Origin of the sequence: Rothia sp. (in: high G+C Gram-positive bacteria) (assembly GCF_015265375.1) — a bacterium.
Classification (GTDB): domain Bacteria; phylum Actinomycetota; class Actinomycetes; order Actinomycetales; family Micrococcaceae; genus Rothia.
In genome coordinates this window covers 1-15,191 of the sequence record NZ_JABZXW010000055.1, presented here as the reverse complement: position 1 = coordinate 15,191, position 15,191 = coordinate 1, and the positions used below count along the sequence as shown (strand labels likewise).

Genomic DNA, 15,191 nt, shown 5'->3' with positions numbered 1-15,191 from the left:
TACTAGACCTTTATCTGACGGGTCAGGGGTACGGTCAGAAATTTCACCACTATGACAGAAATAAAAGCCGCTCCCCCGGCGGAAGCCGGAGAGAAAGAAAGCGGCATCACAAGTGCTTGCGCATAATGCTCTCCAAGGAAGAAAGAAGGAGGCGGACGGCAGCGCTACGGAGGGTACAGCAAAACGTGGGTACAGCAGAGCCCGTGCGGCACCTCCCAGGAGGTACCGCACGGGCTCTGAAATATGTCAGCGAACGCACATTGCCGGGTAGCTACGCGGACGCTCAGCAACCCTACGCTGAAGCGCTAAGGCTCTTAGGCAGAGAGCACCGGCAGGAACGCCGCCACATGCTCCAGCAGGCGCACCGACAGCTCCTTCTTCGAACCGGAGAACACCGGCGCCTCATCATTCAGAGTCGACAGCAGCGTAATCGTGTTATCGTCCGTTCCGAAACCGCGATTCACACCCACCGTATTGACCGCCAAGAAGTCCGTGCCCTTACGCTGCAGCTTCTCACGACCCAGCTCCAACGGAGTCTTCTCCGCCGAACCGGTCTCCGCCGCAAAACCAACAATGAGCTTCGGACCGAGGGTGCTCTCCCCCGCCTCACGAGCCTGCTGGCGGCGCACCACGACCTCACGCAGAATATCCGGGTTGCGCACCAGCTGAATCACCGGCGCATCCTCAGAATCGGCGCTCTTCTTAATCTTGAACTCGGCAAACTCTGCGGGCCTAAAATCAGCCACCGCCGCAGACATGATCAGCACATCCGCCGCCGCGCTCGCCTCAAGGGTCGCCTCACGCAGCTCCAGGGCGCTCACCACGCGGGTCACCTGCACACCCTCCGGCGCGGGAACCTCAAGGTTCGCACCAATCAGGTGCACGGTCGCGCCCAGGTCGCGTGCCGCCTCCGCGAGCGCCACACCCTGCTTACCGGTGGAACGGTTGCCCAGGAAGCGTACCGGGTCCAGCGCCTCACGGGTACCGCCAGCGGTAATGACCACGAGGCGGCCGGACAGCGGGCCAGATGCATCTACCGAAACGTTAGCGTCCTGACCAAGCAGCGCCGAGGTCAGCGTCGCCTGACGTGCCGCAGCCATACGCTCCTGCTCCGTACCCGTGTACAAGGGCTCAGTCGGCGCGTAACCGGGCGTGTACACCGGGTGCACCTGCCCCTTCGGGAAGCGCTTAATCACGTCCAGCGCGACCGCGAAAATATCCTCCGGCTCAGGCATGCGACCCGGACCAGAATCCGGGCCCGTCAAACGCCCAATCGCAGGCTCAATCACGTGATAACCCCACGAACGCAGAGTCTGCACATTCGCCTGAGTCGCCGGATGCTCCCACATCTGGGTGTGCATTGCCGGCGCCAAAATCACCGGGGCGTGCGTGGTCAACACCGTAGAGGACAGCAAATCGTCCGCACGACCAGCCGCCAAACGAGCCAGCAAATCAGCAGTCGCCGGGGCAATCACCACAGCGTCAGCCTGCTCAGCCTGACGCACGTGGTTCACCTCCGGCACACGCTCAAACACGTCCGTTGAGACGGGGTTGCCGCTCAGTGCCTCCAGAGTGGGAACACCCACGAACTTCGTCGCGTTCGGGGTGGGCATGGCGATCACCTCGTCGCCATTCTTCGCAAAAAGACGAAGGAGCATCGCCGCCTTATACGCAGCAATGCCCCCTCCAATACCAACGATAATGCGCATGGTACGTTAAAGAATCCTTAACCTGAAAGAACGCAGATTACTCAGCGGACTCGTCGAGGATAACCTCTTCGATAGCAATAACCTCTTCGCTACCTGCGGGGATGTACTCCTCCTCGATAGCGCCGGAGAACTCAGCCGCGCTGAAATCAATCACAGCGGACAGATCCTCGGGAACCGGGTAGCCGTCCTCGTCGAATTTTGCGTCCGGGCGGTGCTCCGCCACAACACGGTCAGCAATGATTTCACGCATTGCCACCGACAGGGACTTCTCGTTCGACTCAGCGTCAACCAGCGGGCCAACGTGCGCAGCAGTATTGTCCTGCAGGTTAGCGTAGTACGCGTTAATCTGGCGTGCACGGCGGGCACCGAAAATCACCAGGCCGTACTTGGACTCAGCCTTCTCAATCAGCGCGTCAGCGCTGGGGCTCACGATGCCCTCGGGAGCGACACCGTCAACGAAGTTGTAGTCCTCGTGTTCCTTGATTTCGTTTGCCACTAAAAACTCCAAATAGCTTGATGGAATGTACGTACCGAACACCCCCGCACACCGTTCGCGCAATGGCGCAAACCGGGCACACTGAGGGCACGGTCAAAACTAAAGAACTATTCTACCCTCTCAACGGCTAAAACGCACGTACCAGCCCAGACAAAACCCCGAACCAGCAGACACAGGGCAGACAAAAGGTGGGGGCCCGAAGAAAACTCTTCGAAACCCCCACCCTTCACAACGCCTCACGGCAGAACTACAGGTCGGAAGAAACTCTAGCCCCGCCGCGAATGCAAAGCATGCAGATTAGGCGGCGCCAATCAGCTCAGCGATCTCCTTCGCTGCACGCTCAACAGTGTCGTTGACGACCGTGACGTCAAATTCCTTCTCAGCAGCCAGCTCAACCTTCGCGGTTTCAAGGCGACGAGCCTGCTCCTGCTCACTCTCGGTACCTCGACCCACCAGACGCGACACCAGCTCATCCCAGCTCGGAGGAGCCAAGAAAATCAGGCGAGCATCCGGCATGGTCTCACGAATCTGGCGAGCACCCTGCAGGTCAATCTCAAGAATCACCGGGCGGCCAGCATCCAGAGCCTCCTGGACCTTAGCGCGCGGAGTACCGTACTTGTTCTTACCGTGCACCACAGCGTACTCAAGCATCTGACCGTCAGCAATCATCTGGTCAAACTCTTCCATCGAAACGAAATAGTAGTGAGTACCGTCAACCTCACCGGGGCGAGGATCACGAGTGGTAGCGGAAACAGAGAACCACACGTTCGGGTAGTTCTCGCGAATGTACTGGCACACCGTACCCTTGCCAACAGCAGTGGGGCCAGCCAGTACGGTGAGAGTCGGCTGAGACATAGCTTCCTTACTGCGCCTTCATCGGCTGAAGGCACGAGGTGTTAGGACTGAGAAGATTCAGGAGGCAGAGTATTAGTCCTGCGACGTGCACGGTTCAAATACCGCGAATTACGGTTGAAGTACTCCACCATCTTGCGACGCTGGTGTACACCCAGGCCGCCGAGGCGGCGAGTCGGTGCAATATGAAGTTCTTCAATGATGCGTTCAGCTCGAACGGCACCAATGCCCGGAAGTGCGCGTAGCATCTGCCCCACCGGCATTTTAGCCAGTGCAGGGTCGGAATCGACCATATCAAGCACCTGACGCACGGAAAGTTCACGGTCACTCAGTGCACGCTTAATTTCCTGGCGGTGTGCTCGGGCAAGTACTGCCTTCTCGCGGGCGGAGGCGCGCGCATCCTCAGTTAGCGGAGTCAGCGGCATGGTTGGGTCCCCCATTTCTGCGAGTTATAGAATTTTACTTATCAACTAATGTATCACGGATAGCGTAAGAACCCTCACTCTATCCGCGGCACTCACCCCCGCACCAACAATGCGTCTACGCACGTCAGCACGTAAATATCAGGGAGTACCCCTATAGCATAGCGGAGTATTCGCCCTATCAAAAGCGGAACCACAGATGCACCCCTCAAAGGAGGCGCACTCCCCCGCTACAGAGGTGAGCAAACTCGCACCGGCGCGGGTATGCGGGGGCAAAATTATGCATGCGGGTGTACCCAAAAACGGAGGTTAAACCAGTCGAACCGGGCGCTCCCGAGGCGAAAATTGGGCGCGGAAATCGGGTACCGAAAACTGGGTATCGAAACCTGGGTACGCACAAGGGGCGCGCACCCCGAGCAGACTCTCAACAGAATCCACCGGAGCACACGCCCCTCACGCAACACGCGAACTATGCGCCGCGAGCCGCCAACAGGTCATCACGAGCCGCCTGCGCAGCCTTCGCCAGGCCCTTAACCGAGGGACCGGCAGCCAGCACGCCACGGCTGGAATTCACCAGCACCTGCGACTCAACGCCCGCAAACACGCGGTACAGGTCAGCCGCCGAAGCACCCTGCGCACCGTAACCCGGCGACAGAATCGGGCCGTTGAACACGCTCAGGTCAATACCCAAATCAACCAGCGCCTGACCAACGGTCGCGCCAACCACCAGACCGCAGGGGCCCATCTGCTCCCACTGACGGGAAGCGTTCTCGGCGGTAGCCGCAGCAATAATGCGCTTGGCCACGGCACCCTCGGATTCCGAAGCGCCCACGTGCTGAACGCTCTTACCCTCGGGGTTCGAGGTCAGCGCCAGCACGAAAGTGCCGCGGTCATTCTGATCAGCCAAATCCAGCGCCGGACGCAGCGACTCAAAACCCAGGTACGGGCTCAGGGTCACCGAATCGGTACCCAGCGGAGAAGACGAGCCGAGCCACGCATCCGCGTAGGCCTTCATGGTCGAGCCGATGTCGCCGCGCTTAGCGTCAGCAACAATCAGCACACCATCGGCGGCAGCGCGGGCGAACAGCGCCTCCAGCACAGCAAGACCGGCAGAACCGTGACGCTCAAACAACGCCACCTGAGGCTTCAACGCCGCCGCAAAGGGTGCGCACCCCTCGTATACTGCCTCAGTGAAGGCCGCCAGACCGGCAGCAGAATCCTCAAGACCCCACTGCTCCAGCAGATTCGGATGCGGGTCAATACCCACACACAGCGGGCCGCGCTCCGCCATCGCCTTCGCCAGGCGATCACCAAAAGCAGCGGACATTACGCCTCGCCACCCTCGGAACGAGCATCCACAGCGGCAGCCAGCTGAACGCCGTGCTCCTGCAGGCTCATGATGTCCCAGCTGTGCTCACGCAGAGCATTAATCGCCTGAACAGCCGCAGCGAACTCAGAAATAGTGGTCATGACCGGGCAACCCACCGAAACCGCAGCGGCACGAATCTCGTAACCATCGCTACGAGCAGCACCACCGGCAGGGGTGTTCAGAATCAGATCAATGTCACCGTTGCGGACCATGTCCACAATCGAGTGGTCGCCATTCGCCTCAGCGAACTTCGAAGCCACAATCACCGAGTTCAGGCCGTTACGGCGCAGAATCTCAGCGGTACCACCGGTCGAAACAATCTCAAAGCCCAGCGACTCCAGCATCTTCGCGTAAATAATGACGTTACGCTTATCGTGGTTAGCCACCGAAATGAACACCTTACCGGAGGTCGGCAGCGGCGAACCGGCACCTGCCTGAGCCTTCGCAAACGCGGTGTCATAGTGCTTATCCAGGCCCATGACCTCACCGGTCGAACGCATCTCCGGGCTCAGCAGCGAATCCACCACAACACCCTCGGGAGTGCGGAAACGAGCGAACGGAAGAACCGCAGCCTTCACAGCAATCGCGGTCTCCTGCGGCAGGGATGCACCATCCATCTTCGACGGCAGGTAACCCTCAGCCTTCAGCTCGGCGATGGTCTTACCCAGACCAATCAGCACAGCAGCCTTAGCCATCTGCACGCCGGTAGCCTTCGACACGAACGGAACAGTACGGGACGCGCGCGGGTTCGCCTCAATCACGTACAGGTTCTCAGACACGTACGCGAACTGAATGTTAATCAGGCCGCGCACGCCGGTGCCGCGAGCAATCTTCTCGGTAGCGTCCTTCACCTTAGCGATGATGTCCGGGCCGAGAGTAATCGGAGGCAGAGTACAGGAAGAGTCACCCGAGTGAATACCGGCTTCCTCAATGTGCTCCATGACGCCGCCCAGGTACAGCTCCTCACCGTCGAACAGGGCGTCAACGTCAATCTCGATAGCGTCCTCAAGGAACTTATCAATCAGAGCGGGCTGTGAGGGCGAAACCTCGGTAGCGTTCTCCAGGTAGCGAGCCAGGTTAGCCTCGTCGTAGACGATCTCCATGCCGCGGCCGCCCAGCACGTACGAGGGGCGAACCAGAACCGGGTAACCAATCTCGTCAGCGATGCGCTTAGCACCCTCGAAGGTGAACGCGGTACCGTTCTTGGGCGAAATCAGGCCGCCCTCCTCCAGCACGCGAGCGAACTCGCCGCGGTCCTCAGCCAGGTCAATAGCCTCGGGGGTGGTGCCCAGAATCGGCACGCCCGCATCCTTCAGAGCACGAGCCAGCTTCAGCGGAGTCTGACCGCCCAGCTGCACGAACACGCCCATCAGACCGCCAGTACGACGCTCCGACTCAACAATCTCCAGCACATCCTCAAGGGTCAGCGGCTCGAAGTACAGGCGAGTCGAAATATCGTAGTCAGTCGAAACGGTCTCGGGGTTGCAGTTGACCATGACGGTCTCATAACCGAGCGAACGCAGCACCAGGGAGGCGTGCACGCACGAGTAGTCGAACTCGATACCCTGACCGATGCGGTTCGGGCCCGAACCCAGAATCATAATCGAGGGCTTCTCATGGTGCGCAACCTCATCCTCCAGGTCGTAGGAGGAGTAGTGGTACGGGGTGAACGCCTCAAACTCAGCAGCACAGGTGTCAACAGTCTTGAAGACCGGGCGGATACCCAGAGCGTGGCGAACACCGCGCACAACATCCTCAGAAGAGCCGATAATCTCAGCAATCTGAGCATCAGAGAAGCCGTGACGCTTAGCCAGCTTCAGGGTCTCCGGATCCAGGTGGTCACGCTTAGCGTGAACCACGCCAGCAACCTCATTCAGCAGCACCAGCTGATCCAGGAACCACGGGTCAATCTTGGTGGCCTCGTGCAGCTGCTCCACGGTAGCACCGGCCAGCAGAGCCTGCTGAACCTGGTAGATACGCTGAGTGGTCGGAACCTTAGTCCTCTCAATCAGCTCCGCCAGCTCAGCCTCAGACAGGGACAGCGGCTTGAACGAGAAGGACGCACCCTTCTGCTCCAGCGAACGCATAGCCTTCTGCAGAGCCTCAGTGAAGTTACGGCCCAGAGCCATAGCCTCGCCAACACTCTTCATGGTGGTGGTCAGGGTCGGGTCAGCAGCCGGGAACTTCTCAAACGCGAAGCGCGGAACCTTCACGACCACGTAGTCAAGGGTCGGCTCGAAGGACGCCGGGGTCTTCTGGGTAATATCGTTCGGAATCTCATCCAGGGTGTAACCCAGCGACAGCTTGGTCGCAATCTTCGCAATCGGGAAGCCGGTAGCCTTCGACGCGAGCGCCGAGGAACGAGACACGCGCGGGTTCATCTCAATGACGATGATGCGGCCGGTCTTCGGGTCAATCGCGAACTGGATGTTACAACCACCGGTGTCCACGCCAACCTCACGAATCACGTTAATCGCGATGTCGCGCAGCTTCTGGAACTCACGGTCGGTCAGGGTCAGTGCGGGTGCCACGGTGATGGAGTCACCGGTGTGCACGCCCACGGGGTCGAAGTTTTCGATGGAGCAGACGACCACGACGTTGTCGTTGGTGTCACGCATCATCTCCAGCTCGTATTCCTTCCAGCCGAGGATGGACTCCTCCAGCAGGACCTCGCTGGTCGGCGAGTACTGAATACCGGCGCCGGCAATACGGTAGAGGTCTTCCTCGTTGTACGCCATACCCGAGCCGAGACCACCCATGGTGAAGGAGGGGCGGACCACCATCGGGTAGCCCAGCTCCTTAGCGGCTTCCAGCGCCTCCGGCATGGAGTGAACAATCACCGAACGTGCAGACTCGCCGCCGGCGCGCTCCACCACGCCCTTGAATGCTTCACGGTCCTCACCGAGGTTAATCGCCTCAATGTTCGCGCCGATCAGCTCAACATTGTACTTAGCGAGCACACCGCGCTCATCTAGGGAGATTGCCGCGTTCAGCGCGGTCTGACCACCCAGGGTCGGCAGGATTGCGTCCGGCTTTTCCTTCTCGATGATCTTCTCAATCACCTCGGGGGTGATGGGTTCAATGTAGGTGGCGTCCGCGAACTCGGGGTCGGTCATGATGGTTGCCGGGTTCGAGTTCACGAGGATGACGCGCACGCCCTCCTCCTTCAGCACGCGCAGCGCCTGAGTGCCGGAGTAATCAAATTCCGCTGCCTGACCGATGACGATGGGGCCGGAACCGATGACGAGGACGCTATTAAGGTCAGTACGACGAGGCATTTATGCTTCCTTTGCAGTCTTGGTTGCGACCATCAGGTCGATGAAACGGTCAAAGAGGTAGGCGGAATCGTGCGGGCCCGCAGCAGCCTCGGGGTGGTACTGCACGGAGAACGCGGGGATGTCCTTACAGGTCAGGCCCTCAACCACGTTGTCGTTCAGACCCACGTGGGAGACCATGACCTGACCGAACTCGGCGTTCGGTGCGGTCACGTAGTCGCCAATCGGCGCGTCCACAGCGAAGCCGTGGTTCTGCGCGGTGATTTCAACCTTGCCGGTGGTCTTGTCCATGACCGGCTGGTTGATGCCGCGGTGGCCGAAGGGCAGCTTGTAGGTGCCGAAGCCCAGGGCGCGGCCAAGCAGCTGGTTACCGAAGCAGATGCCGAAGAACGGGGTGCCCTTACGCAGCACGCCCTGCAGCAGCTCGACCTGCTCGTCAGCGGTTGCCGGGTCACCGGGGCCGTTGGAGAAGAACACGCCGTCGGGGTTGTGGGAGTAGATGTCCTCGAGGGTTGCGCTTGCGGGCAGCACGTGCACGCGCACGCCACGCTCAGCGAAACGCTGCGGGGTCATCGACTTGATGCCCAGGTCCAGGGCGACGATGGTTGCGACCGGGGGTGCGAACCAGTTGAACTGGTGCGGCTCAACGGTGTAGGCGGTGTCAACCGAAACGGAGTCAGCGAGCTTACGGCCGGCCATCGGCTCGGAGGCGCGCACCTCTTCCAGCAGTTCAGCCTCGGGGCGTTCTGCGTGCTCACCGGAGAACACGCCCGCACGCATCGAACCGCTCGAACGCAGGCGGCGGGTCAGGGCGCGAGTATCAATACCCTGAATACCGACGATGCCCTGCTCGATGAGCTCCTCGTCGAGGGTGCGCTCAGAACGCCAGTTGGATGCCACACGTGCTGCGTCGCGAACCACGTAGCCGGCAACCCAAATCTTGCGGGACTCAGCGTCGGTGGTGTTCACGCCGGTGTTGCCGATATGGGGAGCGGTCTGAACCACAATCTGACCCGCGTAGGAGGGGTCGGTCAGGGTTTCCTGGTAGCCGGTCATACCGGTCGAGAAAACCGCCTCGCCCAGGGACGCGCCGGTTGCGCCGTAGCCGTAGCCGCGGTAGACGGTGCCGTCCTCCAGGACGAGCAGCGCGCGGTCCGTACGCAGGGCGCCGGATCGTGTCATGTCAGTCATGCTCTTCTTCCTTTTCTCTGGTGTTCTCCCCCGCGGGCCTTGCGGTGAGTGCCGCTCGGTGCGTTGGGGATAGTCTCTTGCTGCCGGGGCGGGCTGTTCTGCCCGCCCCGGGCTAAATCTAGGGTGTCGTGCTGTGTCGTGTTCGGCTTCGGGGCCGAGGTATGTTGCCGGAAGTGCCGGGGTGCGTTGCACCGCCCTACTTGGCCTGCTCGGTGCCCTCGGCGGGGTCTGCCGCCCACTTCTCGGGCGCATCCACCGCGTTCGGGGCGATGCGGCGCAGCTCCTGCAGTACCGCCTGCTTGTCCTCGGCGTAGCGGGTGCGGAAGCCGGTCTGCACGCGGTGACCGTCCAGCGTCCAACCAATCACAACCAGGCCATTCTTCTCCACAACCTTGCCCGCCATACCGCGATCAGTAGTGATGACCGAGAGTTTCTTCGCCGGAATCCACAGGTCCTTCGCGCCGTTACGGGTGAAGATGATACTGTCCGGGTAAATCAGCAGGGTGGACTTGCTCTTGAAACCGAGCGAATCGAAACCCACGCGGTCGAGCCAGTTACCGAAGATCGTGGTGCTGACGTATTCGCCCTCGAAAGCGGCGTCAGCGGTCATGCCCTCGTAGCGTTCGGGAACTTCCTTGAGGGAGCCGAACATGTTCGCCTGGCGTGCCAGGCGCGAGCGCCATCCGTGCCACATGCCGTAGATGCACAGGGCGACCAAGGCGATGCAGATGACGGCGGTCAGGAACTTTCCCACGAAGGTTCTCTCTTTCGGTTGGGGTCTCGGTCGATAATCTCGGCCTGGGTTGGTGAGGTTGGGAGGCGGTGCTCCCCGCAAGGCGGTGGCAGGCGTGAACCTACCACCGCCAAGCACGGTCACCACGTACGTTCGCTTCGCGGGTTAGCGACGCGGGGTTGCCAGCTCGCCGTTCAGCACGGTCGGGTGGCCAGCGTAGAAGGTTGCACGAATCGAGCCGGGCACCTCCATGTCGCGGTAGGGGTTGTTCTTACCCTTGGTTGCCTGCTCCTCCGGCTTGATGACGCGGGTTGCCTTCGGGTCGACCAGCACAATGTTTGCCGGTTCTCCTTCGGCAAGCGGGCGGCCCTGCTCGTGATCTAGGCGACCAATCTTCGCGGGCTCCTCGGAGAGGATGCGTGCCACATCGCGCCAGGTAATCATGCCGGTGTCAACCAGGGTCATCTGGATGATGGACAGTGCCTGCTCCAGGCCGGTCATACCGTTCGCGGCGCACGCCCACTCGCATTCCTTGGTCTCTGCCGGGTGCGGTGCGTGGTCGGTACCAATCACGTCAATGATGCCGTCAGCAACAGCCTGACGCAACGCCATGACGTCCTCTTCGGTGCGCAGCGGCGGGTTCACCTTGAAAATCGGGTCGTAGGTGCGTGCGGTCTCGTCGGTGAGCAGCAGGTGGTGCGGGGTTGCCTCCGCGGTCACCTTCACGCCGCGGGACTTAGCCCAGCGCACAACCTCAATGGAGCCCTTGGTGGACAGGTGGCAGATGTGCAGCTTGGAGTCCAGGTGCTCAGCCAGCAGCACGTCGCGGGCAATGATTGCCTCTTCAGCGACGGCGGGCCAACCGGTCAGACCCAGATCAGCGGACACCTTACCTTCGTTCATCTGGGCGCCTTCGGTCAGGCGCGGCTCCTGCGCGTGCTGCGCAATAACGCCGTCGAAGGTCTTGACGTATTCGAGGGCGCGGCGCATCACGGCGGGGTCGTACACGCACATGCCGTCATCAGAGAACACGCGCACGTTCGCGGTGGAGTTCGCCATGCCGCCGATGTCGGAGAGGCGCTCGCCCTTCAGACCCACGGTTACTGCGCCGATGGGCTGCACGCGGCACCATGCGGATTCCTTGCCGAGGCGGTCAACCTGCTCAACCACTGCGGCGGTGTCTGCCACGGGCATGGAGTTTGCCATGGCGAACACTGCGGTGTAGCCGCCCAGGGCTGCTGCGCGGGTGCCGGTCTCGACGGTTTCGGATGCCTCGTAGCCGGGCTGACGCAGGTGGGTGTGGATGTCGACCAGGCCGGGCAGCGCCACCTGGCCTGCCGCCTCGACGACCTGTGCGTCTGCGGCGTCAATGTTCTCTGCGATGCGGCTAATCACGCCGTCCTCGATGAGGATGTCGGCGACCTTTTCGCCGTAGAGGCTTGCGCCCTTAATCAGGTACTTGCTCATGGTGTTGGTTCCTCTCGTTAGGAAGGTCGTTTAGGATTCGTCGCCGGCGTAGAGCTTGGCGCTGGAGCCGTCGGTCAGAAGCAGGTAGAGCACCGCCATGCGCAGCGCCACGCCGTTGCTGACCTGGCGCAGGACCCAGGAGTTGGTGGCGTCGGCGGCTTCGGTGCAGATTTCCAGGCCGCGGTTCATGGGGCCCGGGTGCAGGATTGCGACCGGCTGCGGCTGCGACTGCAGGGTTGCGAAGCGTTCGGCAGTCAGGCCCCACAGGTCGGTGTACTCCTCTGCGGAGGGGAAGTACGCGGCGTTCATGCGTTCCTTCTGGATGCGCAGCAACATGACGGCGTCGGGGTTGGTGGCGATGGCTTCGTCAAAGTCGTGGAAGATTTCCAGGCCGGCTTCTTCAACCCAGGAGGCGGTGTTCAGCGGCAACAGGGTCGGCGGTGCGACGAAGACGACCTGCGCGCCGAGGGTGGTCAGCAGCCAGAGGTTGGAACGTGCCACGCGCGAGTGCAGGATGTCACCGACGATGAGCACACGCATGCCGGACAGGTCGGTGCCGCGGGGGCTGTCGAGGCCGTCACGTTCTGCCTTGTACTGGCGCAGGGATACGGCGTCGAGCAGTGCCTGGGTGGGGTGTGCGTGGGTGCCGTCACCCGCGTTGAGTACGGGGATTTCGGTCCAGCCTGCCTCGGCGAGGCGCTGCGGTGCGCCGGATGCCGAGTGGCGAATCACGAACGCATCCGCGGCAATCGCCTTGAGGGTCTGCGCGGTGTCCTTGAGCGACTCGCCCTTAGACAGGGAGGAGCCAGATGCGGAGAAGTTGGTGACGGCGGCGCCCAGGCGCTTCTCTGCGGCTTCGAAGGAGAGGCGGGTTCGGGTGGAGTCCTCGAAGAAGAGGTTGACGACGGTCTTGCCGTTGAGCACGTTGAGGGTGCGGTTTTCGGCTTTGACCTGCGCCATGTAGTCGGCGACGTCAAGGATTTCGATGGCTTCTTCGCGGGTTAGTTCGCGGGTGTCGAGCAGATGCTTCATGAGAGCCCTCCCAGCTGGATAATGTCAACTCGGTCTGTTGCGTTGTCGGTTTCAGTCAGTACGACGCGCACGGTTTCGCTGGCGCTGGTGGGCAGGTTTTTGCCCACGTGGTCGGCGCGGATGGGTAGTTGCCGGTGTCCGCGGTCTACGAGGACTGCCAGGCGTACGAGGGCGGGTCGTCCGTGGGCGTTGAGTGCGTCGAGGGCGGCGCGTACGGTGCGGCCGGAGTAGAGGACGTCGTCAACGAGGACTACGGTTTTGCCTTCAATGCCGATGGTGGGCATGATGCTTTCCCCTGCGGTGTCTGGGGAGGTGGTGCCGCCGGTTCGCTGGTCGTCGCGGTAGGCGGTGATGTCCAGGGCGCCGATTCGTGTTTCTGCTTTGAAGTTCGGCTCGATAGCTTGGATGCGGGAGGCGAGTCGTACGGCGAGGGGCACGCCGCGGGAGCGGATGCCGATGAGTACGAGGTTTTCTACGCCTTTGTTGGTTTCAATAATTTCGTAGGCGATACGGGTGAGGGCGCGGCGGATTTCGTCCTCGCTGAGGATGGTGCGGCCGACGGTGGTCGCGTCCTCGGAGGCGTTTTGAGGGGTTGCCGAATGGGGGGCTGCGGTTACATTTCGCCCCAGATTCGCGCCGGATGTGGGTACAGTTGACCCAGGCATAGCCGTCTCCTTCCCCGCCTCACGGGACGGATTTAAAGGTTTTGTGCTTCTAGTAGGGTACCACAGTTCACAGGCTACGTTCAGGTTCGGCGAGAGACCGCTCACGGTGAGAGGGAGACAGCGATGAGGCACGTACCGTGTCCCTTATCTGCGCTGCAACAAGCAGGCTCTCAACAAAATGAACAAATAATACGCTGGAGTGTGTGCTCCGTGGATATATGTTAGGGTAATGGCATCAACCGATAACATTCCGCTGAATTCCACACGTTGTTGCGTGGATAATTCTGCGGTTTACACAACCACACACCAGAAAAGAACTAACAATGATGTTTAACCGTAGTTCTATTGCCGCACTCTCTGCGGCAATGATGCTCACCCTGTCCGCGTGTTCCGGTGGCGCGCAGGTCAACGCAGAATCGAGTGCTTCCACCTCCGCGAGCACTGAGTCGGCGAGCACTGAAGCTTCCGCGACTCCCACTGCGACTCCCACGCCTTCGCCCACCCCGACCGGCCCGTCTGGCTCCGAAATCGAACTGATTTACCCAAGCATTGACGTGAATAGCAACACGAAGGAAGCCGCTGAGGCAACCAATAAAGCTGCACACGCCGCATTGGAGCAGCATTTCCGCCTTTGGAATGCCTGGAGGCACGGGGATATTGAACACACCAGCGATGAGGAGCTGGTCCGGTACGTACATAAAGACGTGCTCGGAAGCGTAAAGAAGACTGTAGAGAATTTTTATGAGCTCTCTCAGGAAGCTCCCGCGAACGGCGATATTATCTTCCGTGATGCTAAGACAAAAGAGATTTACGGAAGCATTAAGGATGACGGGTCACGCGTATACAATACCGGCGTGGTTATCACCTACTGTGAAGACTGGAGCGATCTTCGCCGGGTAGATGGTGAGAAAGTTGATTCACCTCTGCAGACGCGAGAAATCACTTTTATTCGCCGTGCAGAGGATGGTGCGTTCGTTATTGCCAAGATGCGAACCGTACATAAAGGTTGCGGAGGCGAAGCAGATGCTACGAACGAGGCGACCGCACCTGCTCAAGGTGAGTAGCTGATACTGACCGAGGCGCATGCCGGGCACGCGGGGCGGGGGCTCCGTCCTCAAGGCGCTCAGCGCCGCAGAGGGGGCACTCCCCCGCCTGCGTTGTCCGGTGAAGCCTCGACTGCTGCCACCAGCCCCTACCCACGGGCTCCGGTGCGCCTCCCGACGTATCTCAGCCAGTACCACCGAACCCAGCGAGCGCACTCCAACCCCTGCAAGCGCATCCGGCTCAGCATCCCAAACCCGAGCACACGACAAACGCAACCTAGACACAGAAAACCCCCGCCGTTCTGTAGCGAACTACAGTACGGCGGGGGTTTCACGTACGCTCCCCTGCGGGCGCATCCTCAACGGCAGCAAACCAACCAGCTACAAGCCAGCAGGCCGCGGCGGGACGTCTTACGCGAGCAGGGTCGGCTTCACCTGACGGAGCTTATCCAGCAGACCGTTCACGAACTTCGGAGATTCATTCGTGGACAGCACACGCGCCAGACCGACAGCCTCAGAAATTGCGACAGCATCCGGAACTTCGTCATTGTACAGAAGCTCCCAAGTGCCAATACGCAGCACGGCACGGTCCACGGCGGGCATACGCTCGAAGGACCAGTCACGGGCGTAAGTCTCCACAAACTCGCGGATCTCTTCATCGTGGTCGCGGACGCCACGAATAATCTCCTCAGAGTAGGCAGAGATCTGCGCTACCGTGTACAGTCGGCGGCGGCGGAGTACCTCAATATAATCTTCGTTGCGCTGATCCGCCTCGAAGAGCACTTCGAGGGCGCGCAATCGGGCTTTAGTACGCGAATTCATTAGTCGTTCACGCGACCGAGGTACTCACCGGGGCGGGTGTCAACCTTGACCTTGGTGCCGGTCTCCATGAAGAGGGGAACCTGGATCTCGTAGCCGGTCTCAACGGTTGCGGGCT

13 protein-coding genes and 1 pseudogene are annotated in these 15,191 nt (G+C 60.9%); 1 reads left to right on the top strand and 13 read right to left on the bottom strand.

From position 1 onward, the window contains the following. Window positions 1-314 precede the first annotated feature (314 nt). The 11 genes from HXO69_RS07285 to pyrR all read right to left on the bottom strand — a co-directional run bounded on the left by HXO69_RS07285 (window position 315) and on the right by pyrR (window position 13,211). The gene (locus HXO69_RS07285; protein WP_296546226.1) at window positions 315-1,709 is read right to left on the bottom strand and encodes a phosphopantothenate--cysteine ligase family flavoprotein; all 1,395 of its coding nucleotides are present in this window, start codon (window positions 1,707-1,709) and stop codon (window positions 315-317) included. Window positions 1,710-1,746: 37 nt separating this feature from the next. Then, window positions 1,747-2,205, bottom strand: coding sequence for a DNA-directed RNA polymerase subunit omega (rpoZ, locus tag HXO69_RS07280; protein WP_005508713.1), 459 nt, complete (start codon window positions 2,203-2,205; stop codon window positions 1,747-1,749). Between the two features lie 297 nt (window positions 2,206-2,502). After that, window positions 2,503-3,060, bottom strand: coding sequence for a guanylate kinase (gene gmk / locus HXO69_RS07275; protein ID WP_012903499.1), 558 nt, complete (start codon window positions 3,058-3,060; stop codon window positions 2,503-2,505). A gap of 41 nt (window positions 3,061-3,101) precedes the next feature. Then, window positions 3,102-3,482: an integration host factor, actinobacterial type gene (mihF, locus tag HXO69_RS07270; RefSeq protein WP_005505949.1), complete on the bottom strand. Its 381-nt coding sequence runs from the start codon at window positions 3,480-3,482 to the stop codon at window positions 3,102-3,104. Between the two features lie 466 nt (window positions 3,483-3,948). Beyond that, on the bottom strand, window positions 3,949-4,806 hold the full coding sequence (pyrF, locus tag HXO69_RS07265; RefSeq protein ID WP_296546224.1) for an orotidine-5'-phosphate decarboxylase: 858 nt from the start codon (window positions 4,804-4,806) through the stop codon (window positions 3,949-3,951). Continuing rightward, complete coding sequence (gene carB / locus HXO69_RS07260; RefSeq protein WP_296546223.1) at window positions 4,806-8,126, bottom strand: carbamoyl-phosphate synthase large subunit; 3,321 nt, start codon at window positions 8,124-8,126, stop codon at window positions 4,806-4,808. The genes pyrF and carB overlap by 1 nt, the downstream gene beginning before the upstream one ends. After that, window positions 8,127-9,314, bottom strand: a complete 1,188-nt coding sequence (gene carA / locus HXO69_RS07255; protein WP_049327218.1) for a glutamine-hydrolyzing carbamoyl-phosphate synthase small subunit — start codon at window positions 9,312-9,314, stop codon at window positions 8,127-8,129. It abuts the gene before it with no gap. A gap of 196 nt (window positions 9,315-9,510) precedes the next feature. After that, the gene (locus tag HXO69_RS07250) at window positions 9,511-10,068 is read right to left on the bottom strand and encodes a hypothetical protein (protein WP_296546221.1); all 558 of its coding nucleotides are present in this window, start codon (window positions 10,066-10,068) and stop codon (window positions 9,511-9,513) included. A gap of 144 nt (window positions 10,069-10,212) precedes the next feature. After that, window positions 10,213-11,514, bottom strand: a complete 1,302-nt coding sequence (locus tag HXO69_RS07245; RefSeq protein ID WP_070506251.1) for a dihydroorotase — start codon at window positions 11,512-11,514, stop codon at window positions 10,213-10,215. Between the two features lie 30 nt (window positions 11,515-11,544). After that, window positions 11,545-12,546, bottom strand: coding sequence for an aspartate carbamoyltransferase catalytic subunit (locus HXO69_RS07240; protein WP_296546219.1), 1,002 nt, complete (start codon window positions 12,544-12,546; stop codon window positions 11,545-11,547). Further along, complete coding sequence (pyrR, locus tag HXO69_RS07235; protein ID WP_296546217.1) at window positions 12,543-13,211, bottom strand: bifunctional pyr operon transcriptional regulator/uracil phosphoribosyltransferase PyrR; 669 nt, start codon at window positions 13,209-13,211, stop codon at window positions 12,543-12,545. Before pyrR ends, HXO69_RS07240 begins: the two co-directional genes overlap by 4 nt. A 323-nt stretch (window positions 13,212-13,534) precedes the next feature. Here pyrR and HXO69_RS07230 point away from each other — a divergent pair, with 323 nt between their 5' ends. After that, window positions 13,535-14,275 (top strand): methyl coenzyme M reductase subunit gamma, encoded by a 741-nt coding sequence (locus HXO69_RS07230; RefSeq protein WP_296546215.1) that lies wholly within the window; start codon window positions 13,535-13,537, stop codon window positions 14,273-14,275. A gap of 390 nt (window positions 14,276-14,665) precedes the next feature. On the opposite strand, the gene nusB is transcribed toward HXO69_RS07230, so the two are convergent. Both nusB and HXO69_RS07220 read right to left on the bottom strand, forming a co-directional pair. Next, window positions 14,666-15,076, bottom strand: a complete 411-nt coding sequence (gene nusB / locus HXO69_RS07225) for a transcription antitermination factor NusB (RefSeq protein WP_005505934.1) — start codon at window positions 15,074-15,076, stop codon at window positions 14,666-14,668. Then, window positions 15,076-15,191, bottom strand: a pseudogene (locus HXO69_RS07220) (elongation factor P); the annotation flags it as partial. The gene nusB and the pseudogene HXO69_RS07220, both read right to left, overlap by 1 nt.

What these genes read in the sequence shown, in the direction of transcription:
- nusB (WP_005505934.1), bottom strand. Translation starts at nt 15,076, where the DNA reads ATGAATTCGCGTACTAAAGCCCGATTGCGCGCCCTCGAAGTGCTCTTC.
- HXO69_RS07230 (WP_296546215.1), top strand. Translation starts at nt 13,535, where the DNA reads ATGATGTTTAACCGTAGTTCTATTGCCGCACTCTCTGCGGCAATGATG.
- HXO69_RS07245 (WP_070506251.1), bottom strand. Translation starts at nt 11,514, where the DNA reads ATGAGCAAGTACCTGATTAAGGGCGCAAGCCTCTACGGCGAAAAGGTC.
- mihF (WP_005505949.1), bottom strand. Translation starts at nt 3,482, where the DNA reads ATGCCGCTGACTCCGCTAACTGAGGATGCGCGCGCCTCCGCCCGCGAG.
- gmk (WP_012903499.1), bottom strand. Translation starts at nt 3,060, where the DNA reads ATGTCTCAGCCGACTCTCACCGTACTGGCTGGCCCCACTGCTGTTGGC.
- HXO69_RS07240 (WP_296546219.1), bottom strand. Translation starts at nt 12,546, where the DNA reads ATGAAGCATCTGCTCGACACCCGCGAACTAACCCGCGAAGAAGCCATC.
- pyrF (WP_296546224.1), bottom strand. Translation starts at nt 4,806, where the DNA reads ATGTCCGCTGCTTTTGGTGATCGCCTGGCGAAGGCGATGGCGGAGCGC.
- carB (WP_296546223.1), bottom strand. Translation starts at nt 8,126, where the DNA reads ATGCCTCGTCGTACTGACCTTAATAGCGTCCTCGTCATCGGTTCCGGC.
- HXO69_RS07285 (WP_296546226.1), bottom strand. Translation starts at nt 1,709, where the DNA reads ATGCGCATTATCGTTGGTATTGGAGGGGGCATTGCTGCGTATAAGGCG.
- carA (WP_049327218.1), bottom strand. Translation starts at nt 9,314, where the DNA reads ATGACTGACATGACACGATCCGGCGCCCTGCGTACGGACCGCGCGCTG.
- pyrR (WP_296546217.1), bottom strand. Translation starts at nt 13,211, where the DNA reads ATGCCTGGGTCAACTGTACCCACATCCGGCGCGAATCTGGGGCGAAAT.